Here is a 23,626-nt window from a genome sequence, read left to right as displayed (position 1 = left end):
AGGAGGGTATTCGGGTGTATCAAGAGCAGCGCATGAGTGCGATTATTGAATACCTTCACACACACCGCACGATTACATTAGACGAAATTTGCGATATGTTTACCGTTTCAAAAGATACGGCGAGGCGTGATTTAGTTAAGCTTGAAGAAAACGGCGAGGTTATGAGAGTTAAAGGCGGAGCAACGCTATCGTCAAGTCATATCATTGATTACAGTGAACGGACGCCTACCAAAGCGAAAGAACAAATTGCTAAAGAAGCAGCTGCGTTAATGTCGGAGGGGTATGACGTGCTTTTAGATACGTCTTCTACCATCGCACTGATGGCGAAGTACATGGATGTAAAGCATGTAACCGTTATTACGAATTCCATCGATAATGTGAATTTGCTCGATCAATATACAGCGTGTGATACGTTTTTGCTGCCGGGCAAGTTTAACGGGAAAAACCGTAACGTCACCGGGCCAAGAACGATTTCTACGTTGCAGGAATACAAAGTAGATCAGCTGTTTTTAGGTACGTGCGGCGTTGATGCAGATGGTATTACATCTCCAAGTGAAGAAGAAGCGTTTTTAAAAAGACAGATGATTCAATGCGCAAGACAAGTGATTATGCTTGCGGATCATACGAAGTTTGAACGTGAATTTTTACACCGAGTATGTGATATGAGCGACATTGATATCTTAATTACAAATCAAGACCCAGAAGCGGATGTAAAAGAAAAAATAGAACAAAATCAAGTGCGGCTTATCGTAACAGATTTTGATAAAGGAGAGGAAATACAATGAAGAAAATAAAAGTAGGATTAGTAGGATACGGATTTTCAGCAACAGTGTTTCACACGCCGCTTTTAAGCGTGTTAGACGAATTTCATATTTCAAAAGTAATGAGTTCAAATCCTGAAAAGGTGAAGAGTGACTTAGAAGACGTTGAAGTAGTGAGTACTTTATCTGAACTTCTAGAAGATGACAGCATTGATTTAGTTATTATTACAACGCCTAGCGGCATGCATTATGGAATGGTGAAAGACGCACTTCGCGCAGGCAAGCATGTAATTGTTGAAAAGCCGATGGTCGTATCGGAAAAAGAAGCAAATGAATTAATTCAATTAGCAAAAGAACAAGGTGTTCAACTAAGCGTCTATCATAACCGTAGATGGGATAATGATTATTTGACAGTGAAACAGCTGATTGAAGAAGGGAAATTAGGCGACGTTAAAATGTATGAAGCTCATTTTGACCGCTATCGTCCAGCTGTTCGAGACCGCTGGAGAGAAAATGAAGGACCTGGATCAGGAGCGCTTTACGATTTAGGATCTCATTTAATTGACCAGGCCTTACACCTTTTTGGAATGCCTGAATTTATTCAAGCAGATGTATTTGGTCAGCGAGATCATGCCCGTACAGATGATTACTTCCACGTAGTGCTTGGATACGGTTCTCTTCGCGTTATTTTACATTCAAGTGCCATTGTGCCAAACAACGGGCCGCGCTTTCAAGTTCACGGAACAAAAGCAAGCTATATTAAATACGGCATTGACGGCCAAGAAGATATGTTAAGAGCCGGTAAGAAGCCTCTGGATGATACGTGGGGAGCCGACAGCCCTGAACACTACGGTAAGCTGACAACGGGCGAAGGCGAAACGGAAGAAATTGAAACGCTGCACGGTTCTTACGTAACGTATTATCAAAAAATCGCCGACAGCCTGCTTCGAGGAGAAAAACTTCCGGTTTCAGCAGAAGAAGCTCGTGACGTGGTTAAAGTCATTGAAGCGGCATTTGAAAGCAGCAAAGAAAAACGAGCGGTTTATTTTAACTAAGGAGCGAGAAACAGTGAGTAATCATTCGGTAGAGACGCTGCTTGAAAAAGTAGTTCAACAGGAAAAAGAACTAATCTTTCATCAATTTACAAATGACCAAGCTTTGCAGATGGGAACAGCAATTATTAATGAAGCAAAAAGTAAGGGTAAGGCAGTAACTGTAAGTATTAAACGAAATGGTCAAACTCTCTTTCACCATGCGATGGAAGGGGCCATTCCCGATCACGAAGAATGGATTAAACGAAAATCAAATACCGTTCTTCGCCATCATCACAGCTCATATTATATGAAGCTGTACTGCGAGTTAAAAGATCGTTCTTACGCGCAGTTTTATGCAGCGAACCCTCAGGAATTCGAAGCGGTAGGCGGGTCATTTCCGATTTCGGTTAAAAACGTCGGTGTAATTGGAACCATCACCGTATCAGGCATGTCACAAGAAGAAGATCATGCACTGGTGACCGATACGATTCGTAGCTTTTTGCAATAAAAATAAGCGGACTTCGTTGGAAGTCCGCTTATTTAATTAAAAGATGAGTGGCGATAAGGCGTGTGTTTTTTCTACATAAATAAAAGCATCATATCGTTTTGACAAGCGAGAAGGAACATAATTTCCGTATTGTTCAATCTCTGGGTCATATACAACACCAATGGCACGGTGGCCTATCGTTGAATAAAAAAAATTTCGGTTTTCCTCTGTGAACATGAGATATTGATCAAAAGCACCTGCTCGGTGAATGGTATCTTCCCAGCTTCCTTCTATAGCTGGAGGAACGGTTAACTCCTGCTGAGGATTACCCCAGCTATCAGAAGCAATGACCGTGCCGTGATGAGTCCCGAATCCGACGGCGTAAACATGCTTCGGTCCGTATTCTTCACGGGTAAGCTGACCTACATTCACCATGCCGCTGCTTTTCATGTCCGTTGCTCTTGCATCTCCGATGTGAGTATTATGCTCCCATACAATTCCTTTAGCGCTATCTTTGTAGTAAGCTTGAATATATTTTAAAGCTTCTACCATATGACGATCGCGAATATTCCACGATTCATTGTCGTTAGTAATCATCGTATGATAATAAGCTTCAGCATTGCTTGCTACCAGCGCATTTACCTGCATACTAAGCGCAGCCTCAGGCTCATGAGTATAGGTATCTTTCTTTTGCTGAATGGTTTGTAAAAGCTCTAAGATTTCTACCATGCAGTTTTTTCCGTAAAGGGCAGAAGAAATTCCGTACATCTGTGCTTCGCGATGAAAAGGTTCAAAGCATTCAAAGGCTTTTTTCGCTTTCTTTGCATCAGGAGCGTGGTTGTTTTCTAAGTACTCAATAATAGCTTCCATCGATTCCCACAGGCTGTATACATCTAAGCCGTAAAAACCTACTTTCGGCTGATGTGCTGGTAAGTTGTTGTTATAATCCCGAAGCCATTCAATTAATTCTTTGATCTCTTGATTAGCCCACATCCATGAAGGCCAGCGGTTAAAAGTTTTTAAGACATCTTCGGCATTCGCGTATTGATTTGTATATCCTTTAATATAGCGATTAACTTCAAAACACGAAGGCCAGTCTCCTTCCACTGCTATAAAAGAAAAATCATGATGCTGAATTAATTCTTTCGTAATAGCTGCTCGAATTTTGTAAAATTCAGATGTACCGTGAGATGCTTCACCGAGAAGTACGTATTGAGCGCGGCTTGATTTGTTAATAAGCGGCAGTAAGTCATCGAAATTAGCAAAAGGCATAGAATGTTTTTTAATGGCTTCTATCATTTGAATGGTTTTTAGCATATGATCACCTTGTTTTTAAGAAATGGATAGCAAGAGCTTCGTACAACAAGTCTTGCTACCAGTTAACGGGTTTTTATTTTTATGAATTACCTGCTAAAGTGCTTAATAGCAGAATCATTTAAAGAAAAATCTTCTTTAGTAAGCGCTGTTTGATTCTGTGTTGCGCATTCTTTAGTAGGGTGCTCTTCTTTTTTAGAAACAGCAGAAACTTTTTCGTTATTTTCATATGTGTTGTTTGTTGACATTATGTTTCACCTCTTATATCTAGTGTTTGAGGTACAGAAAATAAAATAAGAAGAAATATCAGGAATACCTTAAAAAGAAGTGTATCCTTTAAATTATTTGAACTCATGCAAAAAATTGTCTACACTAAACACTGATACATAAATGAAGTGAGGAGAACGTGAAGAGTTTATGAAGTTGATTTCGTGGAACGTAAATGGCATTCGTGCGTGTGTGCGAAAAGGATTTTTAGATTATTTTCAAGAAGTGAATGCGGATGTATTTTGTATTCAAGAAACGAAGCTGCAGGAAGGCCAAATTGATTTGCAGCTAGAAGGATATTATCAGTACTGGAATTACGCCGTGAAAAAAGGCTATTCCGGAACAGCTGTTTTTACAAAGCAAAAGCCTTTATCGGTTTCATACGGTGTGGATAAAGAATCGGAAGACGAAGGACGTATCATTACGCTTGAATTTGAACAATGCTATGTAGTAAATGTGTATACACCAAATTCTAAAAGAGACTTAGCAAGGCTTGAAGAAAGGCTTCAATGGGAAGACGATCTGCTCGTGTACTTAAACAAATTAAATAGCCGTAAAGCAGTGATTTTATGCGGAGACTTAAACGTAGCACACGCAGAGATTGATTTGCGTAATCCAAAGCCAAACCGAGGAAATTCTGGTTTTACCGTAGAAGAGCGAGGGAAAATGACGACGCTTCTTGCTAGCGGATTTCTTGATACATTTCGTTATTTGTATCCGAATCAAGAAGGAGCCTATACGTGGTGGTCGTATATGAACAAAGTGAGAGAACGAAATATCGGATGGCGCATTGATTATTTTATCGTATCGGAGAGAATCAAAGACGTTATTCAAGAAGCTGCTATTCATCCGCATGTAATGGGAAGCGACCACTGTCCTGTGATGCTAGAATTAAATGTACCCCATCTATGATATCTTTCTATATAATAGAAGAAAAACGGAAAAAGGTTGGTTCACGCGAACGGTTGCGGTATAGTAAACATATCGAAAAGTACAGAATGTCCTAGGAGATAAAGGGGGAGACAGAGGTGAAGCGAGACTCGCTGCAAACCATTGAGCACGAAATTGCGCTGCTTGTTCGTCTAACAACGACGCACAGCCCCAAGCTTGGAAGCTTGGACCGGTCTGAATATTTACTGTTAAGCGAGCTAGATCAGCGCAGTCCGCTCGGGATTAATGCATTAGCTGAAAATTTAAAGCTGAGCTTATCTACAGCTAGCCGGCAAGTATCTGCGCTTGAGAATAAACAGTTTGTTCGTCGTTTTCCAAGTCCAGAAAATGGGCGGATTAGTTTAATTGAAATGACGGATGCAGGGAAAGATATTTTGCAGCATGTACAAAGCAAGCGTAAACAAGCCTATGCTGAAGTGTTAGAAGATTGGTCGGAAGAAGAGATTTTAGTACTGGAAAAAAGCTTATCCCGCTTGAATCATAATTTTAAAAAATGGCGCAGCAATGGATGTTAAAGCGAATACATATAGATAAACAAAAAGGCTATTGAAAAATAGTCTTTTTAAGTTGAAACAAAGAAGTTGATTTCTTCATTAAAAGATGTATAATATGTAGTGCTGCTATAACTTGCATTATACAACTTGTACAATAAAATATGTAAGGAATTGTTAGTCATATGAAAAGAATTTAATAAAAGGAGGAATAAATATGAGTCAGAATAATCCAGCAGTAGCCTCCGACAAACAAGGTTTAAGCGTACCTAAATACTTAATTATGGCGATTTTAACGCTATTTTCAATTGGCCCTCAATATTTTTTGAATTTATCTTACACGGTCAATCAAGTATTGATTCAAAATCGATTTGATGCGAGTACACAAAGCTTACTATTGCCATCTATTATTTCTAACTTGGCATTTGGACTTGGGGTACCAATTGGTCCGATGCTGACGAAAAAATATGGCGTACGTAAAGCATACTTAACGTTCGTTTTAGTCTTTTTAGCAGGTTCGATTATCAACGTTTTTTCTGAAAATGTGGCGTTTTTATCCCTTGGTCGTCTGATTCAAGGCTTAAGCTCAGGAATGCTGTTTTTAACCATTATTCCAGCTGCGCTGATCTCGTTTCCGAATAAAATTCGAAACTTCTTTTTAGTGTTAGCGATCGGCGGGCTCTTCGGTTCAACGGCAATTGGAGCCTTTTTAGGCGCTGTATCTCTTAGCATGGATAACTGGCGCTGGGTTTTTGTTTTAGGAATAATAGCTTCTCTTGTCTGTCTGTTTATCGGATATAAGGTATTGCCTGCTCATGATCCAACTCAGCAAGAAGACCGTCCAGTAGATAAGAAAAGTATCTTTATTCTTAGTCTTATTATGATTTTATTAGTGTATCCACTGTATGAACTAAGATATGAAGGATTTGCTTCTATTCAAGTGTGGCCGTTCTTACTAGCTGCAGCAGGGTTAGTTGTCATTTTTGTCTTAGTTGATTTAGCGGCTGAAAATCCGCTAGTACCATTAAAATCGCTGCTAGCCGTAAAACCAGTTGCGGGTACAATTATGGCCATTGGCGGTCATATGGCATACATCTTAGCAATCGCAGGTATTAATGGCGTCATGCAAAATGTGCAAAATGCATCGTACACTACGCTTTCTTATTTTTATTTGTACTTCTTTATTGGGGTACTGATTTCAGCATTTGCGACGACATTCTTGTATGACAAGTTTGGCCCAGGCTACCTTGGAGCGATTGGATCACTTCTTATTGTCATTGTGGGATTTAGCTGGGTGAACGTATCAGTTGATACATCACTAGTAAGTTTATATGTTCACATTATGCTCTTTGGTATGGGTGTTAGTATGGCACTGGTATCCGGTGCATTAGGAGCGGCACTAGCCGGAGATTTACATCAAGCTTCCATGCGTTCGATTTCCCTGCACTCCATTCGAAATTTACTAGGAGCCATTATAGCACCTGTGATTGGGTGGTTTGTTGTTCGACAAAACGCGATTTATTATGAAGATTTCCGAGGTCAAATTAGCTCAGTAGATCCTCAGGTGAAGCTGCAGCTATCTGAAATGATTAAACGCTATATGGGTATGGGAATGAGTCAAGCGGATGCAAAAACATCGGCTGTGACGGCTGTTGTAGCAGGCGCTAAAAAAGCGTCGATTTTACATGCGTATCACAACTTATTTTTCATGCTTGGTATTTTAGGCGTAATCATGCTCATTGCTTCACTAAGTAAAGCGTGGAGCGGTAAAAATAGAATTCTTGTTCAAAAAGAAGAGGTGCAAGAAAAAGCTGAGCCGCAAGAAGAAAGAAAAATGCTGCCGGCACCTCAAACAGAAGAAACATCTGTATAATAGACTAACTATAGAAAGAAGGAATTCCGATGAGTAAAAGTCGTTTATTGGTTACTAACATTGTTGGAATCATTGTGATTTTATTACTAGTAGGCTTTGGTGGATATTATTTCTACGAAAAAGCAAATTACGTTAAAACAGATGAAGCGCAGGTAGAAGCACCGCTTTCACAAGTTATGGCTTCAGCTAACGGTCAGTTGAGCGAATGGAATGCAAAAGAAGGAGATAGCGTTTCTCAAGGTGACTCTGTTGGAAGCTTAAAAGAAGGCGACAAATCAACAGACGTAACGTCTATGATTGACGGAACAATCATTAAAAACAACGCATCTCAAAATCAATTAGTAAAAGCTGGCGATGTATTAGCACAAACAGCTGATTTATCTAAAATCTATATCACGGCAAACATTAAAGAAACAGACCTAGGTGATATTGAAGAAGGAGACAGCGTTGACATTACAGTGGACGGAGATTCAGGTAAAGTCTTTAAAGGTCATGTTGAAGCAATCGGTCGCGCAACAAACTCAGTGTCTTCTATGCTTCCGGCTCAAAACACAGGAAACTATACAAAAGTAACGCAAAAAGTACCGGTGAAAATTTCAATTGATGATGCATCAGATAAAGTTCTTCCAGGTATGAACGCAGAAGTGAAAATTTCAATTTAATAACGGAAAAAAAGCTGCTTCCTTCAAGGAAGCGGCTTTTTTTATGCCTAAACAAATAAAATAAAAAATGTGCTAAAAAGGGGATGTATACAAAGGGAATGTGTGGTAAGATACTTCTTGTTTGAAATTGGATATCGGTAAAGAAGGTGATGGGATGACCGCGGTCGAAACAAAAAAAGGGCCAAAAGAAAAGCTGAATTTGTTTTTCTTAACGTGGCCGATCTTTTTAGAAGTGTTTCTTTTTATGTTAATGGGGATTGCTGATACCTTTATGCTAAGTGCGCTGTCGGATGATGCCGTATCAGGAGTCGGAGCAGCCAATCAATACCTTCACATTGCGATTTTAGTGTTAGAGGTTATTGGTAACGGGGCCGCAATTGTTGTCTCTCAGTATTTAGGATCAAAACGGTATATGGAAGCGTCAAAGATTTCTGCTTTGGCCGTTACGTTAAATTTAGGAGTCGGGCTAGGCATTAGCGCGGGTTTTCTTTTGTTTTCAAGGCATATGATGGAAGCGATGAACTTACAAGGTGACGTGCTGATGTATGCACAAAGCTATTTATCCATCGTTGGAGGAGCTATTTTTCTTCAAGCGATTATTAACTCTCTTGCAGCAATTATTCGCGTACATGGCTTTACGAAGCAGGCGATGTTTGTATCACTTGGAATGAACATTTTTCATATTGCAGGAAACTATGCTTTAATCTTCGGGAAGTTCGGCTTTCCGGAAATGGGCGTGCAAGGAGCAGCGATTTCATCTGCGTTCAGCCGATTTGTTGCCCTTATTGTGTTCTTTTGGCTGCTGTATCAAGTGATGGAATATAGAGTGAAATTTCAATACTACATTACGCTTTCAAAAGAATATATCGGTAAAATTTTAAAAATCGGTATTCCGTCGGCTTTTGAACAAGTGATGTATCAAGGCTGTCAAATTGTCTTTTTATACTATGCGACGTACTTAGGAGCAGAATCACTTGCTGCGAGACAGTACGCGATGAATATTTCAATGTTCATTTACTTATTTGCCATTGCGATTGGAATGGGCACAGCGATTATTGTCGGCCGCTTAGTAGGCGGAAACGAAAAAGATGAAGCGTACCATCGCGTATGGAAAAGCGTCAAGTGGGCCAGTGCCGTAACGATGATGATGGTTGTTCTTGTGATGACATTCAGAACACAGCTGATCAGCGTGTTCACAGACAATCCGCACATTATTAAGCTTGGGGCGACGGTGCTGCTTCTGAGCATTGTGCTTGAAACGGGAAGAACGATGAACATTGTGCTGATTAACTCGCTGCGGGCAGCGGGAGATGCCAAATATCCGGTGTTAATTGGTGCGATGTCGATGGTCATGATGAGCTTGCCGCTCGGTTATTTCTTCGTTTTCCATTTAGACATGGGGCTCGCTGGCATTTGGCTTGCCATCGCAGCCGATGAATGGACGCGCGCAGTTATTATGTTTTTCCGCTGGAAAAGCCGAGCATGGGAAAACTACGGACTTATACAGCACGAACAAACAGCTGAAGAACCAACGCCGGTTCAAGTATAAAACAAAACCTCTGCAGGATGTGCAGAGGTTTTTTGCTGTGTAAAAAAACGAAGTGAAGTTGGTCTTTTTACGCAAAAAGCTTTAATTTGTGGGAAAAAACGGGTATGGGTACAAAGAAATGGTTTTATTCTACTTATTCTTTGTTTTAGATAACGGTATATGGTTGGATAACGTATTTAGACATGAGTCTTTTTCCTCTTATTTTTCATTTTTATCTCAATTCATGAAACTAGAAGCATAAAAAAGAGAGTTTTTTCCTATTTAGCTATAATGAGACAAATTTTATACTTATAATTATTGGATTAAACTCGAAATGTGCGGAACAGGAGGAACGATATGGGGTTAGGAAGCGTATTAGACGGACTGCTGGGTGAAGTATCTGGAAGAGTCTCAGATGTAGAAGGGAAAATTTCTAAGCTAAGAACGGCTAAAAGTAAAATTGAGCATGAACAAGCTGTTTCATTAAAAGAAATTGAACACATCAAAAAGCCTGAGCTGGGAGACAAATGGACGGGTACGTTATCGGATGATTTTGACGAAAAACGTACGGCAGCCTACGACAACATAAAAGGCATTTTAGACGGTGATTACGATGGATACATTCGTGAAATTGAAACAAAGATATGGGCGCTAGAAGCTGAAAAAGGAGCTTTGAGCGGCTTGAACGCCGTTATTGGAGAAGCGGATTCTTTATTAGCTAAAGGTGAAGAAGCCTATGACGCAGTAGAAAACAAGATTAGTGAAATTAGAAAGGGGCTGTTTTCATGACAATTAAGCTTGATCACGCTGACGTTATCAAAAAGCTTGAAGCAGTCAGCACAGCGATTGGAAATTTATCCATTAGCAAAATGCCTGACCTTGGAAAAAACAGCCTTGATACTACAGAGAAATGGGCAGCGCGCGAAGAAGAAATTCAAACGCTTATTTCTACTTATATAAAAGCACTAAACAAAAACGTAAAAGATACAAAATCTAATGTAGACTTACTAAAAGAACAAGACGAATCTATTATCCATTCGTAGCAGCAAAGGGGGATGACTGTGGGAAAGGTATACGATGCAAAAGCGCTGTTTGATGTAGCAAAAGACAGGGAAAAAGCCTACGATGAGTTACTCAGCCAGCTGGGTGAACTGAAAAAAGCGCTGCAGGGCGTAGCGGACTTAGATGGCAGCTTAGAAGGAAAAGGCGCTGACAATATAAAATCTTTTTATAAGCAGCACGCCGATACGGCCGGACAGTGGGAAAACTTAATTAAAATGCAGCAAAGCTATTTTTCAACGCTTCACGTTAAAGCTGAAAAAGCAAAGCTATCAGGAAGCACGATTGTAGATGAATCATTTTTAGAAACAGAGCTAAAAAACGCCAACAGCAATGCTAAAGAAATGGTTGCGCAGCAGCACGACGATCTGCAGAGTATTTTAAACGGCATTGACGATATCGTCTCTATTTCAGCGTTTTCAACGAGTGAGTTTAACGATAAAATAGAAGAAGCAGAGAAAAAACGCACCGATACAATTGAAGCAGTGAACCAGCTTGACGCTGAATGGTCAAAAGAATACAGCGAAATGGACGATTTCTATGCGGTAGTGGATACGCTAGTAAGCGGCTTAGAGCTTGCTACGAGTCAAGGAGGAAGTGTCTATCAGCTTGCCTTTGACGAAAAAGCCTATCACGACAGCGAGCTGTATAAAGTTCAAACAAAACTAAACGACTATGCCACTTCATATGTTGACTACAACAAGCAGCAAGAAGAAGTATACGAGCTGGAAAAAAAGCAAGAAGAAGAAGCAAACAAGCCGTGGTATGAAAAAACGTGGGACGCGGTTTCTACCTTTACAGGAGAGGTCAGCGGATATTATGATTATAAACGAGCAGCAGAAGGCGTGGACCCTGTTACGGGTGAAAAACTTTCCACCTCACAGCGCGTCGCAGCGGGAGCCATGGCAGCAGCCGGCTTCATTCCGGTTGTCGGCTGGGTAGGAAGAGCTGCAAAAGGCGGAAAAGCCATCTACAAAACGGCTAAAGGCCTAAGCGCAGCGGATCACGCCTTAGACGCCTACAAATCCGCCAAATCCTTCAAAGTCCTGGAGCAAACCGAAAAAGGCCTCTACGGTCTTGTGGCTGCAAACGGCTTAGGAGAATACATGACCGGACGCGACATGTTCGGGAATAAAATCAGTGAAGAGCAGCGTAAAGCAAGTCTTCTGCAAGCATTAGGAATTGCTGGAGCTGGGGCGCTTTCTACGAAGGTAGCGGGGAAAACAGCGAAAGCAGGCGCTAATGCCGTGGCAAACGGAGCGAAGAAACTTAGTGATATGCGGAATGTGTTGAGAGAAAATGTAATTGGATCAAAATTCAATAAAGCATACGAAGGTGTGAAAAAATCACCTAATTTACTTGCTGAACATGTGAAAAAAGGATATGAAAATTTAAGAAACGTATCTTTACCGCAGCCACATTATCAACTGGAAAGTGGTTATTTGCCTCCTGCTAAATTAGGTGATGTAATAGATACGGCCAAAGACCACATTGTGAAATTTGCAGCAACAAGAGATAGTGTAGAGACAGTTCAAGTGGCAACATCTACAGGTAGGACAGTAAATAAAGTTCAATATGGTAAGCATTATACAAGAGTAAATCGTAAAAAAGTATTAAAACCAGACATTCAATATACATCTAAATCTGGGCATACTTACACTACTGATGAAAAAGGACGAATTACAAGTTGTGAAGGAACATTAACCTTAGGAAAAGCAAGAAGAAATAAATACGCACAAAGAGTTGTAGGACATAATGATCGTTTGTCAGATGATGACGGAGGTCATTTAATTGCCAGTATTTTCAAAGGGTCTGGAAACCTCGATAATTTGGTTCCTATGAATAGTAATTTAAATAGGGGCGAATGGAAGAAACTTGAGAATACATGGGCCGATGCCTTGGAACTTGATGAAAAAGTACAAGTGAAAATAACGCCAAATTATAAAGGCGATTCTATACGTCCAAGTAGTTTTAATATTAGGTATAAAATTGGTGAAGAAGATTGGGATTTTAGGCGATTTGATAATGTACCAGGAGGAATATTAGATGAATGAAGAAAAATTGAATAATTTATACCAAGACATAGCGAATATCGTAATAGAGACCATTCCCAAAGAGTGGTCTGAAGTTTACCTTTATGGTGAGGTAGTTGAAGGTGCGCAAACAGCTTACTTCTATTATCATCCTAATGATAGTGATGAGATTATCTACAGCCACGACATTCCTGAAATTTTTCCAGTAAGTGAAGAAGAATATTCTAAACAATGGAATGAGTTATTAGATTGCATACAAGAACTATGGAAAGTGTTTATTGAGAATGAAATGCAAGAGCCATGGACCAATTTCACTTTAGTTTTTGACAATAAAGGAAAGTTCAACATCCAATTTAATTATGATGATCTTTCAACAGCAGATTCCTATGCTAGGAAGACAATATGGAAATATGAATATCTTGGTGTCTTACCAAAGAGTAAATTAGGGAAAAAACATCTAGAGAGATATCTTGAGGCTGTAAAAGATAACTAAAAGGTTAATACGAAAGCGAAAATTAAAAGGGTTTTTTATGAAGTAAGCTGTCTTAGTGAATATTCTACTCTTTAAGATAATGTGAGCTAAATGGAAACCATAGAGGGTTTCTATTCTATGAACTTGATAAGTTAAGACTTATCAAGTTTTTTATTATGATGGCAAGGATAATAAGTCGTTTAACCAACCAATTATATGATAATTGTAAATTAAAGGTAAATTTTAACGTGGAGTATGAATGAGAATTTATTCTTGATATTAATATCTTTCACTTAAATATTTGTCGCGGGCGTAAAACTATCTACGTCACAGCAGCCGGCTTCATTCCGGTTGTCGGCTGGTTAGGAAGAGCCGCAAAAGGCGGAAAAGCCATCTACAAAACGGCTAAAGGCCTAAGCGCAGCAGATCACGCCTTAGACGCCTACAAATCCGCCAAATCCTTCAAAGTCCTGGAGCAAACCGAAAAAGGCCTCTACGGTCTTGTGGCCGCAAACGGGCTAGGAGAATACATGACCGGACGCGACATGTTCGGGAATAAAATCAGTGAAGAGCAGCGTAAAGCAAGCCTTCTGCAAGCATTAGGAATTGCTGGAGCTGGGGCGCTTTCTACGAAGGTAGCGGGGAAAATGGGACAGAGCCTTGCGACCAAAGGAACCGAAAAGCTTAACAACATGCGCAACACGCTTCGCACAAGCGCCGTTGCCAACGTCACAAAGCAAGCCTACCAAAGCGTCAAAAACGCACCAGCATCTTGGACGCAGTCGCTACATAAAACGTATAACAACATCCTAGACAGCAGTATGCCAAGACTCATGCCAGCACTTGCCCAGCAGACGGTGAGGGAGACCTTGCAGAATGTGAAGAAACAGACGATGCAGATGATTGAAAAGCCTGTAAAAGTAGAGCGTGTGAGTGAACGTCAAATTCAAAAAGGTACTAAGGGTACGGGAAAAGTATATCCAACGAGACAAATAGATTCAGTAACAGAAGCACATATAATTGGTAGAGTGAAAGAACTAAGAGGGAATTTAACAAGTAGGTATAAGAAATCTGGTAATTTTGCTGTTGCAGAAGTGGATGTCAGTGGGCTAAGTAAATCTGAATTTTATGCTCAAAGCAGCATAAATGAACTCAAAGGAAATCTTGAGCATAAGGTGCCTGATATTTCTTTACAACCTGAAAATCCAATGTTTAAAGCTACAGAAGCAGTTGGTAAAGAGGGAGAGAGTTATTTAAGGAATACAGATACGGAGTATAAAATACTAAATGATATTGCTTCTAAGCTTGGAGAGAATACACAAGCTACTGGTAAAATCAAGTTATTTACAGAATTAGATACTTGCGACAGTTGCAGTAAAGTCATAGCAGAGTTTGCTGCTAAATATAAAAATATTGAATTAGAAGTCATACACAACAATGGTAATAGAATTATTCCTTAAACTTAATTTCTTTGGAGGGGAAGACTGATGAAAGACTGGGAGTATAATGAATTATTTGGTGCGATTCAGGAGACATATGAAGAGTTGTTAGATGAAGACAGGGGATATAGGTATGCTATAGCAAAACTAGCGGATGAATTTGATAACTTAGGTAAGATAGAAGATGTTATTGTTGATACTGCTATTGGAGAAATTGCAATTGGCCATGAGAAAGTTTTTATTGGGCGCATTGAAGGTATAATAAAGAGATTAAGCATGTTTAATCCACAAGAAGCAGGAGATGAATTAACATTAGAAGAAATAAAAGACTTATCGAGAAGAATAAATAAAGTAATAGAAGGACTAAAAAATGTAGAGGTGGATTATAATCCTTCAGCAGAATAAAGGTTAGTGTTTTAGAAAAAGAAATAAGTGTTTGAAAGTAAGTACTTCATGATGGTTGTACCAGCATAGAGTATTATGTGCAATGATAGAATAGGAAATGAAGTACGAGCTTAGGCGAGATGACATTTTACTGGGCGATGAATATAAACACATGGAATGTATATTAAACTAACAAACTCGTAAGTTTTAATGTAGTATTTGTTGTGAAATGTAAAAAGTGTAATATTGTTACTACAAAACTTACAAATTTATGCTACTTAAAAAAAGATGAACTTAAAGCACTTGATTGTCACTTATGGCAACGAGTGCTTTTTTACGTTTTAACCCAGAAATATGCTGGTACGCGTATAATTTTATAAGTGTGCTAAGTGTTAAATTTATAGATTATAATTGGTTTTGTACAGTGTGAGACACTACTAGAGAAAAAAACGATATAAAAAATTAAGTAGTGATTACCGAATTTATGGATAAAGGAAAATCATTTGATGAAGCAGAGGAAGAGGCGGAAAAATGGCTGAAAACCCAAGCGGCACTTCATAATCCAGATCAGGTTGCGGGAGGATGGCCCGAAATAATAGGAGATAAGAGGGTTAATTTCTCTATAGGTAGTCAATGGAGGTCTAGAATTAAAATTGTTGATAAACAAATAGAGGAAATATCAAAAAATATGACACTAGAACAACTGAAAAATACTTATTTGAATGTAAAGTTAACACATTAAAGGAGGAGTTTGAATGGAACAATATTTAAAAGATTTTAAGTTGCATAATAAAGTTCCCAGTGAACTGATTGAAAAGTATAAAAATATGGTCCCTAAAGAAATAATAGATTTATGGCAGGATTATGGATTTGGAACATTTATGGCAGGTTATTTTAAAAGTGTCAATCCAGAGGAGTACATTGATATCTTACAAGAGAGTAGCCAAAGATACACTGATTCTTTAGTATTATTTGCAACAAGTATGGGGGATTTAGTCATATGGGCTGATGGTTATGTAAGGTTGCTTAATTTTAGGTACGGGTTACTTAAAACACTTATGCCAAACTTTCTATACTTTTTAAAAGTTTAGATTCGGAAAAATTTCGAGACGAATATTTAAAGTGGAAGCCATATCTAAAAGCAGTAGAAATATGGGGCGAAATATCTTATGACGAATGTTTTGGATACACCCCTCTATTAGGGCTTGGTGGAGCAGAAAAAGTAGAGAATCTAAAAAAAGTCAAATTGAAGGAACATATTCTCATTATTACTGAATTCATGGGACCAGTACAGTAATGTTCAAAGCTATATTACAAAATGAACTATAAGCACTTGACTGCCTTTTAGGCAACAAGTGTTTTTTGTGAGCCATTTTTAAATTTCTTAGATACCTAATGTGAATGTGAAAAATATTAGAAAGTTAAAGAGAAATGAGGTTGAATTTTGAAAAAACATTTCAAAAAAACAGGTGTTGACGTTAAAAACATTTATACTGAGAGTAATATGCAAACAAAGAAATTTATAGTTAAAAATATTATTGATGGTAAGCATGGCCTTACAGCATTTTATTATTGTTAAAGAAGTAAAAGTAGTATGAAAGAGCTTGAAGATTTATTCAGTGAATTGAAGGCTGATATTATATCTAGTATGGAAGGAGGATATAAATGAAACCTAATTATTTTACGATTGCAATGTATCCTACAGTATCTATTAATCAGGAAGAGATACTAGGTCGTCTTTTGGATGTGTTTGAGTCAAATGAAAAATTTGCTCCTACCCATTGGGGTAACTCTGAAACAGTAAAGGTAGAATATAATCGTCGGGAAATTCTAGAAAAAGTGATTTCAGAGCGTAGAGTATCTGAAGTTCACCTGTATCGTGATAAAGCGCTGCACTATAAAGGGAGTTTTAAAGTTAACTGGAGTCATAGTTCATATTTGGAGTTTGAGTTCCATAAATCAATACCTAAAAAATTATGGTCTGCTTTTTTTGAGTTATCTGATCAAATCGCAGAAATTGTAAAGCCGCGTTATGGAGTGTCGCAAATTTTTTGGAAAGCATCTTATCCATGGAATACTGAATATGAACGCTTACATATGTGGGTGAATATGTCTTCACTACCTATACCGGTCAGGTTTCTTCCTAACGGTCCCTTGGGGGTAGGAGCTAGAACATATTTTAGTGGTCATATTTTAGAAATGTTTGATAAGGAATTCCTACTAAATAGTCCCGCTGTCGTATCAGAATTGGAATGGGGTGGGGTTTGTATGGATCTTCTACAAAATCCATTAGAAGTTGATAGGGATACATTGCTAGATCGATGGTTACATGTAATGAAATACTTAGAACCAGCTCAAGTAATAGCTGTGCCAAGTTTTCATGAAAGTCGAATGGTTGTCACGTATTCGCCCAATGTTGCTTGGAAGAAGTATCTAGAAAATTAAAGGAAAGGAATTTGTAATCATGGATGAGAAAAGTAATGACCGAATAAGAGTCATGGAAATAGTAAATAGAGCTCAATATAATGATGAGGTTATGGATCAGGTAGATATGAGTGATTTAGACCTTAGTTTTTCAGACCTGTCAGAAGTAATGGCAAGGCGTATTATGGCAAAACGTGTTGTGTTGAGAGCCTCTTCACTAATGAGAGCAGCGTTTCATGACTGCGATTTTGAGTTAGCTGATTTCAGAAGTTGTAATTTAGAGGAAATTAACATGGCAGATTGTAGGTTTGGCGAAGCGGATTTTTCTAAAGCAAATATGAAATATGCAAAGATAAATATAAGTAGTTGCTTTGAAACTCGTTTTGACGAAGTTGATTTTTCACATGGAGAATTAGTTGGAACAATTTTAAACCATGCTACATTTCGCCATGCAAATTTGTCAGGAATTGATGCGGAACAGGCCGACTGTACGGGAGCGGATTTCAGCGGTGCCAATCTGACAAATGGTAAATTTGAAAAAGCGCATTTGGAAAATGTAAATTTATCAGCGGTAGATGCTAGAAATGCTAATTTCACAGAAGCGGATTTTACCGGAGCAATCCTTTTAAATGGGGATTTCACAGAAGCGGATTTTACCGGTGTTAAACTCGACAATGTAGTTTGGACAGGAGCAAATGTAGAAGGAGCTAAGTTTGACGAAAATGTGAAAGAACAAGTGTTGAAAATGATATAGAAGTTGATTTTAAATTGTATGTAAAATTGGCACCTACGTTTTAATGTATGATTTGTCACAGCATGTAAAGGGTGTCACACTCTCACTATAGAACTTGAAACTAAAAGAAAGAATCTCTAGGGAGGATATGGGTTGCAAAGTTATGGACTGAGATAATTTATAGAGGGAGGTTAATATTTATTTATGAATATAGAGATTAAAAATAATAGTATGCCTGCAAATTTGCAAGAGATTCAATCATTTGAAGAAGAGTGGAATATTGAATTGCCCGATGATTATAAAGAGTTTTTACTTAAAACCAATGGCGGCAACCCTACTATACGAAGGTTTCAAACCTTAGACAAAAAAATCACGTCATCTTTAACATCCATACTTCCATTCACTAAAGAAGTGCATAAAAATGTACAGAATGTATTTTTGGCTTTTCATAGTAACCATGTAATACCTGATAATTTTCTAATTATTGGCGAAGATCCAATTGATAACAAAATTTGCTTGTCATTATCAGGAGAAAATTCTGGAGCGGTTTATTATTGGAGCTTAGACATGGAAGACATCTACGAAGAAGAATATGAACCTTCTAACACGCACTTTAGCCTTATTTCTTATAGCTTTGAAGCTTTTATAAAAAGCCTCAAAGACAAATAACCCTAGAGGGCTGCTAAACTTATTTGTTTGTTAATTTTATTGGGAAACTTATAAAGCCTAAGTTCGTAAATAGGTATAAATTCTTTTATTGCTGAATTAATGAGATTAATTTGGCAATAAAAAATTTGCAAGAGTAAGTGGGAGCACCGATTGAATTTTCTAGGCAATCGGTGCTTTTATTAAACGCATTTGCGCATTGCAGTATTTATTTTCTATTTTATAAAATTTATAAAAGTTACGGCTTATAAAATAGAATAGCGCCAAAATAGCTTATCCCAATCGCTAGTCATTGCAAGTATCTAAACAAATAAGGTGGGTCACTCTATGGTGACCAAAGGAACGAAAAGATTTTTTAGGTAAGGTTAACTTGAATTCTTGAGAGTTAATCTAAGGAGTGAAAACAGCAAAATGAAAGAATTTGAAGATAAGTTTAGTGAGTTGCAAGCCGATATGATATCTATATGTATGGAGTATGTTGAAGATAGAGCAGATAAAGTGTATGTTTATGCTTCTCGTGAAGAAGGAGTTACCGCAAGTGACTTTTTTTATTTAATTAATGATAAATACGTAGAACGTCATAAAGTGAATGATGCATGGGAAAAGGAAAAATATGATGTATCTACAAAGCGACAGTTGATGGTATTGAATATTATCAATGATGATGTTGAAAAAATTGAAGAGCTATGTAGAGCGTATAAAAGAGATATGCCGACAGAGATGAAGCTGATCTATCATGCAAGGAGCGGCCGCTTTAAAGCAGAATATAAGTATGATTTCGTACACACACATGATGATATTAAAACGGCTAGTGATATTGCTGATGAGTGGTTTGAAGAAGTAAAAAATAATAAGCTTTAATTTCGTATTGATATGTGTGCTTAACAGAATTCAGTTTGGTTGGCACTGACAAATCATCTTTAAACCAATTCTTGATTAGTAATAAAAACAGCACTGTTAGTAGAAATATTATGGGAAGGTGTACAAGTGACTATGGAAATGTATTATTGTGACGAATGGTCAGATATCAAAAAGAAGCCTTGGAACATTCTTGATGAGCATACTGCATACACATACCACCAAAAACATAAACCCTATACGGTCGTACTAAGGGAAGATGAGAAGCACAAGTATATTATAAATATTACAAATCAATGGGTTTCGGTAGGGTTTTATGATGAACTAATTCGTAAATATTTAAATTATGATTTCGAAGTTATGAGTGAAGGTAAGCTTTTTTTAAGAACAGCCATGTATTGGGAATATGATGATGAAACTGATACAGAAGTAAGTAGTTTGATTTTGAATTTCCGAGAAGATGGTTACATAGCAATGGAAAAGCGAGATTTAAAGAATGGTTCAGTCGAGGAGCGCGAAACAAACAATACCCTTGAAAAAAACTGGGATGTGTTTCCTGAATTTGGCCAATACTTATATTTGTGCAAAGAAGAGCGCTAATTCTTTTGTAAAGCTAGAGTTCATAAGATGTGTCAGCTTAATAGTTGCTACGATATATAAGTATCATAGTGTCTTTTTTTAGTTGTTTGACATGGATTTGAAGAAATATAAAAAAGTTAAAGATAAACATTAGGATAACATACCAAATTGAAGATGAAGAACTGGGGATAGCAACAGTTGAAAACCAGTCAGGAGGATAAATTTTATGCAAATGGAAAGCCAGTTACAGGAATTGTATCAAGAAATAGCAGAAACGGTTAATAATATGATTCCAGAAGAATGGGAGAAATTTTATTTTTATGCACAGATTGATGAATCAGGGGGGCGAGTTTACTTTTTTTATAAATCAATTAGAGATAATAGCTACACGTATAGTCTAGATATACCAAAACAATTTAACATATCGGAACTAGAATTTAATAATGAAGAAGATAAGCTTTTTGATCTTAGTGAACAGCTCAGGGAAATCTTTAAAGAAAATAACCAGGAACTATGGTATTCTTTTACGCTAATGTTAGAGCAAACAGGGAAGTTCTCTGTATCATTTGATTATACAGATTGGTTGAATACAGATTACGGATTTGTAGCACAGAAAAAGATTTGGAATTATAAATATTTAGATGAAGCACCAGCGGATGAAAAAACTAAAAGTTTAATAAACCAATATTTAAAAGAGTATCCAACTAATCCTATTTAAATACTGATTAAGGCTATACAAATGAAGGAGGCAGTAAACATAAATTGAAAATACAGGACTTAATAGCTGGACTTTAGAAGAATAGGGAGTGGGTAGGAATGATGCTTCAAGATAAGTTGAATTTCTTAAATAAATATACATTAAGTGAAGAACTATCTGTAAGCTTAATAGAGTCTACTAACATCGATCATATCCAAAAGGATTTAATTCCTGATGAATGGAGAGAAATTTTTAAAGAGAAAAATAAATCTAGTAAGATAAGTAGGGTATTAAATATATGGAAAAGATATGTAAGTAATGAAATGAGCAACACCATATCTTTTTTAAAGGAATGTTTGATAGATGTTGAATTAATGGCTATTGGTGATCGATATTCTATATTATATTCGGTGAAAAATGCCAGAAGGAAAATTTTATATTATGAAGGTCGAAATCCTAAAGAGTACTTTAATAACGAACAGCTTGAAGAAGATTGGAGTAAAATTCCAGATAAAATTAGAAGCTTTTATGAAAATGTTCATAGTGGGTTTTACTACTATCCAAGTAAGTCAATGGGGTTAGAGTCCCCAGAAAACATTACGTATTTAGACGATTATGAATGGGACATTGTTGATGAAATTGGAGAACATAATTTAAAAATTGACTTCGCATCTTCATATGGATTTTTCAGTAATGGAATGGGAATTTATGTAGTAGTGGATTATAAAAACAGTTTGGGTGACAACGCTACTTTGTGGTCTTCAAAAGAAGAGCCAGAGTATAATCTAAACTTTTGGAATGTAGTAGATGAATGGATGGTTATAGGATTTGAATAAGTATACAAGCGTAGAGCAAGAAAGTAATAAGTAGTGAAAAAATAGGAAAGTAGATAGTAATACCATTGTTTTACCCTTGCCAAATGATGAGCTATTAAATACCGTTTGAGGTCATAAGTATAAACGGGGGAGGTAGTGATTAAATGGATCTTAATAAAGCCGATTTTGGGACTGTTATAAAATTTGGAAATCTTGAAGATTTTTTAAAGAAGTTGAATATTGAAAATAAATGTATGGAAGAAGTAGTAAACTTTGTGAATAAAAATGGTACAAGCTTACTTGAGACATCATTGATTAGTAGAAAGTTTGATACAGCAAAATTTTTACTAGACAACAATTAATTATGTAGGTGCTGTTGATGTAGCTTATAGACTGGTTGAAATGGGCGTGGATTTAAATTTAAAAGATAAAAAATTTGCTAATTCTGCAATATTGTCTCTATGTCAAGAAGTATTAAAAGAACGGACACAGGATGGAAATCATTTAGTTGTACATTGCTTAGAAAAACGACCGAATTTTAATAATTCCAATAAATTTGGTTGTTCATTAAAACAAGTAATTGAAGAACGTGGAACTGAGGATATGAAAAAAGTCATGAAGTCGTTAGATGAAAAAAGTAGTTTTTAATAAAACTATTCATAATTGGATAATCTGAGATAGCGTATTTTTGGCGAAAGGAGAAAAAAGTGAAAATTAAACGAGACACTGTAGTCAAGCCGTTACCTTTAGCGGAATTAATAAAAAAACATGAAAAATTATGGAGGCTTACATTACCAAATTCTTTTTTAAATTTTATCAAAGAAAATAATGGAGTAAAGGTTGAGGGCGCGACATTTGAGTGTAACAACCGTGGTTATGCTGTAGAAAGATTTTTGTGTATAGTAGATGATATCGAGAATCATCCAAAAGGGATTTATGACATAGATGTTGTATTTTCACAAATAGGTGAAAGGTTAACTGATAACGAAGACTTATTAGGAGCAGAGGTATTGCCAATAGCTAGTGTATTTGCGGGTGACTTTGTATGCTTAGATTTTAGAACAGATAAAAATAATCCATCTGTTTGTATATGGTCTCATGAAGAATCCGGTGAGTTTGAGCCTGTTACATATAATGTGGCAGATAACTTTACTGAATTTTTAAATGGTTTATATGAACCTAAATGACTAAAAAATGAAATGTTTATAACATATGAATAGAAAGCATTTGATATTCTATATGAGTATTAAATGCTTTTATTTGTCTAAGAACATATCATTTCAAGCGTCTTAAATTGTAATCAACTAGAACACCTAGCTTGAGAGCAAGAGACGAAAATAGGAAATGTAGAGGAGAGGTCAAAAAATGATTAACTATGGAGAGCTTTATTACGATCATTACAGTAAGTATCTAGGTGAGCCAATAGACAGAGAAATTTATCGGAATAATGAAGAGCTTCCTAGTATACAAATTTTAAAATATGAAAATGTCTTTGAAGAATGTTTCGTTTTTAATACCTTAGGATTAAGTAACTATGAAGAAGTTTTAAGAGATAATATGGAAATTTCAATGGTAGTGGATAAAGCATTCAATAGTACAGGATATATCTTAGCTAATGTGTTATTTTACTGTCTCGGTAATGAAATAGAAATAGGGCGTGGAACAGCGGTTAGCGGTATTGAAAGTATTGAAAAGTCATTTTATCAAAAATACGATAAAAATACCGTTTATTTTACTGAACCGTTTGCTTTTCCCGAAGAATATCATGAGCTAGATACTGAGAGCACACAACAAATGGGTGAAGTTTTGTTAGGTTTCTTTATTTCTCAGGCTGAATATGACTTTTTTATAACATACGGAGCGGAAAAGTTTGAAGAGTTGTTAGAAGAAAGCGATGTAGATCCTTTTAATGTTAATAGAAAGTCTGTAATTTGATAGCTGGTACTTACTGAAAACTATAATTGTAAAACACTTAGCTGTCTATATAAGGGCGTCACTGCAAAATACGAAGCAGCAAATGATACAGATGGTTTTACGGGTGACCTGTAATCCATCTCGTAATCGATTACAAACATAACTGATACTAATTCATTTAAAGA

Annotated in this window: 27 protein-coding genes and 3 pseudogenes; 28 read left to right on the top strand and 2 right to left on the bottom strand. The window is 37.0% G+C overall.

What is annotated here, in order from left to right:
* Nucleotides 1–14: 14 nt before the first annotated feature.
* From N178_RS08760 to N178_RS08750, 3 genes are read left to right on the top strand one after another with little or no spacing between them, the layout of a single operon-like run.
* Complete coding sequence (locus tag N178_RS08760; protein WP_045291804.1) at nucleotides 15–785, top strand: DeoR/GlpR family DNA-binding transcription regulator; 771 nt, start codon at nucleotides 15–17, stop codon at nucleotides 783–785.
* A complete protein-coding gene (locus N178_RS08755) occupies nucleotides 782–1,816 on the top strand; it encodes an oxidoreductase (RefSeq protein ID WP_045291803.1) in 1,035 nt (344 codons plus the stop codon). Before N178_RS08760 ends, N178_RS08755 begins: the two co-directional genes overlap by 4 nt.
* Nucleotides 1,817–1,829: 13 nt before the next feature.
* The gene (locus N178_RS08750; RefSeq protein WP_045291802.1) at nucleotides 1,830–2,303 is read left to right on the top strand and encodes a heme-degrading domain-containing protein; all 474 of its coding nucleotides are present in this window, start codon (nucleotides 1,830–1,832) and stop codon (nucleotides 2,301–2,303) included.
* A gap of 36 nt (nucleotides 2,304–2,339) precedes the next feature.
* Here N178_RS08750 and N178_RS08745 read toward each other — a convergent pair whose 3' ends face one another.
* Both N178_RS08745 and N178_RS26980 read right to left on the bottom strand, forming a co-directional pair.
* Nucleotides 2,340–3,599 carry an erythromycin esterase family protein gene (locus tag N178_RS08745; RefSeq protein WP_045291801.1) on the bottom strand — a complete coding sequence of 420 codons (1,260 nt, stop codon included), beginning with the start codon at nucleotides 3,597–3,599 and terminating at the stop codon, nucleotides 2,340–2,342.
* A gap of 86 nt (nucleotides 3,600–3,685) precedes the next feature.
* Complete coding sequence (locus N178_RS26980; protein ID WP_169746660.1) at nucleotides 3,686–3,844, bottom strand: hypothetical protein; 159 nt, start codon at nucleotides 3,842–3,844, stop codon at nucleotides 3,686–3,688.
* Nucleotides 3,845–4,013: 169 nt separating this feature from the next.
* Between N178_RS26980 and N178_RS08740 the strand changes: the two genes are divergently transcribed.
* The 25 genes and pseudogenes from N178_RS08740 to N178_RS08630 all read left to right on the top strand — a co-directional run bounded on the left by N178_RS08740 (nucleotide 4,014) and on the right by N178_RS08630 (nucleotide 23,462).
* Entirely contained in the window at nucleotides 4,014–4,775 is a 762-nt protein-coding gene (locus tag N178_RS08740; RefSeq protein ID WP_045291800.1) for an exodeoxyribonuclease III, read from the top strand.
* Nucleotides 4,776–4,891: 116 nt separating this feature from the next.
* Nucleotides 4,892–5,329, top strand: a complete 438-nt coding sequence (locus tag N178_RS08735) for a MarR family winged helix-turn-helix transcriptional regulator (RefSeq protein ID WP_045291799.1) — start codon at nucleotides 4,892–4,894, stop codon at nucleotides 5,327–5,329.
* A 193-nt stretch (nucleotides 5,330–5,522) separates the two neighbouring features.
* The gene (locus N178_RS08730) at nucleotides 5,523–7,178 is read left to right on the top strand and encodes an MFS transporter (RefSeq protein ID WP_045291798.1); all 1,656 of its coding nucleotides are present in this window, start codon (nucleotides 5,523–5,525) and stop codon (nucleotides 7,176–7,178) included.
* A gap of 29 nt (nucleotides 7,179–7,207) precedes the next feature.
* Nucleotides 7,208–7,840 (top strand): HlyD family secretion protein, encoded by a 633-nt coding sequence (locus tag N178_RS08725; protein WP_013083477.1) that lies wholly within the window; start codon nucleotides 7,208–7,210, stop codon nucleotides 7,838–7,840.
* A gap of 154 nt (nucleotides 7,841–7,994) precedes the next feature.
* Nucleotides 7,995–9,389, top strand: a complete 1,395-nt coding sequence (locus N178_RS08720) for an MATE family efflux transporter (RefSeq protein WP_045291797.1) — start codon at nucleotides 7,995–7,997, stop codon at nucleotides 9,387–9,389.
* 336 nt (nucleotides 9,390–9,725) lie between these two features.
* Nucleotides 9,726–10,157: a YwqH-like family protein gene (locus tag N178_RS08715; RefSeq protein ID WP_045291796.1), complete on the top strand. Its 432-nt coding sequence runs from the start codon at nucleotides 9,726–9,728 to the stop codon at nucleotides 10,155–10,157.
* The gene (locus tag N178_RS08710; RefSeq protein ID WP_045291795.1) at nucleotides 10,154–10,411 is read left to right on the top strand and encodes a YwqI/YxiC family protein; all 258 of its coding nucleotides are present in this window, start codon (nucleotides 10,154–10,156) and stop codon (nucleotides 10,409–10,411) included. Before N178_RS08715 ends, N178_RS08710 begins: the two co-directional genes overlap by 4 nt.
* Before the next feature lie 18 nt (nucleotides 10,412–10,429).
* Nucleotides 10,430–12,481, top strand: a complete 2,052-nt coding sequence (locus tag N178_RS25835) for a T7SS effector LXG polymorphic toxin (protein WP_080890165.1) — start codon at nucleotides 10,430–10,432, stop codon at nucleotides 12,479–12,481.
* Entirely contained in the window at nucleotides 12,474–12,953 is a 480-nt protein-coding gene (locus tag N178_RS08700; RefSeq protein WP_045291794.1) for an antitoxin YezG family protein, read from the top strand. Before N178_RS25835 ends, N178_RS08700 begins: the two co-directional genes overlap by 8 nt.
* 305 nt (nucleotides 12,954–13,258) lie before the next feature.
* Nucleotides 13,259–13,597: pseudogene (locus N178_RS26565) on the top strand (T7SS effector LXG polymorphic toxin); the annotation flags it as partial.
* Nucleotides 13,580–14,392 (top strand): deaminase domain-containing protein, encoded by an 813-nt coding sequence (locus N178_RS08695; RefSeq protein WP_337588878.1) that lies wholly within the window; start codon nucleotides 13,580–13,582, stop codon nucleotides 14,390–14,392. The pseudogene N178_RS26565 and the gene N178_RS08695, both read left to right, overlap by 18 nt.
* Nucleotides 14,393–14,419: 27 nt before the next feature.
* Nucleotides 14,420–14,776, top strand: coding sequence for an Imm3 family immunity protein (locus N178_RS08690; RefSeq protein WP_045291793.1), 357 nt, complete (start codon nucleotides 14,420–14,422; stop codon nucleotides 14,774–14,776).
* A 451-nt stretch (nucleotides 14,777–15,227) separates the two neighbouring features.
* Nucleotides 15,228–15,497, top strand: a pseudogene (locus tag N178_RS08685) (polymorphic toxin type 15 domain-containing protein); the annotation flags it as partial.
* A gap of 13 nt (nucleotides 15,498–15,510) precedes the next feature.
* A pseudogene (locus tag N178_RS08680) lies at nucleotides 15,511–16,052 on the top strand (T6SS immunity protein Tdi1 domain-containing protein).
* Nucleotides 16,053–16,420: 368 nt separating this feature from the next.
* Nucleotides 16,421–17,200 (top strand): hypothetical protein, encoded by a 780-nt coding sequence (locus N178_RS08675; protein WP_045291791.1) that lies wholly within the window; start codon nucleotides 16,421–16,423, stop codon nucleotides 17,198–17,200.
* 19 nt (nucleotides 17,201–17,219) lie between these two features.
* Complete coding sequence (locus N178_RS08670; RefSeq protein WP_045291790.1) at nucleotides 17,220–17,933, top strand: pentapeptide repeat-containing protein; 714 nt, start codon at nucleotides 17,220–17,222, stop codon at nucleotides 17,931–17,933.
* A gap of 183 nt (nucleotides 17,934–18,116) precedes the next feature.
* Nucleotides 18,117–18,581: an SMI1/KNR4 family protein gene (locus N178_RS08665; RefSeq protein WP_045291789.1), complete on the top strand. Its 465-nt coding sequence runs from the start codon at nucleotides 18,117–18,119 to the stop codon at nucleotides 18,579–18,581.
* A 408-nt stretch (nucleotides 18,582–18,989) separates the two neighbouring features.
* Entirely contained in the window at nucleotides 18,990–19,439 is a 450-nt protein-coding gene (locus N178_RS08660) for an immunity protein YezG family protein (RefSeq protein ID WP_045291788.1), read from the top strand.
* Nucleotides 19,440–19,571: 132 nt separating this feature from the next.
* Entirely contained in the window at nucleotides 19,572–20,036 is a 465-nt protein-coding gene (locus N178_RS08655; RefSeq protein ID WP_045291787.1) for a hypothetical protein, read from the top strand.
* A gap of 211 nt (nucleotides 20,037–20,247) precedes the next feature.
* Nucleotides 20,248–20,733 (top strand): antitoxin YezG family protein, encoded by a 486-nt coding sequence (locus tag N178_RS08650; protein ID WP_045291823.1) that lies wholly within the window; start codon nucleotides 20,248–20,250, stop codon nucleotides 20,731–20,733.
* A 98-nt stretch (nucleotides 20,734–20,831) separates the two neighbouring features.
* Nucleotides 20,832–21,548, top strand: a complete 717-nt coding sequence (locus tag N178_RS08645) for a hypothetical protein (protein WP_045291786.1) — start codon at nucleotides 20,832–20,834, stop codon at nucleotides 21,546–21,548.
* Nucleotides 21,549–21,691: 143 nt separating this feature from the next.
* Nucleotides 21,692–21,889 (top strand): hypothetical protein, encoded by a 198-nt coding sequence (locus N178_RS27510; protein WP_237758429.1) that lies wholly within the window; start codon nucleotides 21,692–21,694, stop codon nucleotides 21,887–21,889.
* 46 nt (nucleotides 21,890–21,935) lie between these two features.
* Nucleotides 21,936–22,175, top strand: coding sequence for a hypothetical protein (locus tag N178_RS27505; RefSeq protein ID WP_237758428.1), 240 nt, complete (start codon nucleotides 21,936–21,938; stop codon nucleotides 22,173–22,175).
* Nucleotides 22,176–22,234: 59 nt separating this feature from the next.
* Nucleotides 22,235–22,714: an SMI1/KNR4 family protein gene (locus N178_RS08635; protein ID WP_045291785.1), complete on the top strand. Its 480-nt coding sequence runs from the start codon at nucleotides 22,235–22,237 to the stop codon at nucleotides 22,712–22,714.
* A 178-nt stretch (nucleotides 22,715–22,892) separates the two neighbouring features.
* Nucleotides 22,893–23,462, top strand: coding sequence for a suppressor of fused domain protein (locus N178_RS08630; RefSeq protein ID WP_045291784.1), 570 nt, complete (start codon nucleotides 22,893–22,895; stop codon nucleotides 23,460–23,462).
* The last annotated feature ends 164 nt before the right edge of the window (nucleotides 23,463–23,626 follow it).

This window comes from Priestia aryabhattai B8W22, from assembly GCF_000956595.1.
GTDB lineage: Bacteria > Bacillota > Bacilli > Bacillales > Bacillaceae_H > Priestia > Priestia aryabhattai.
Note: the sequence above shows the minus strand (reverse complement) of the source record. Positions and strands in the feature narration are given on the sequence as shown.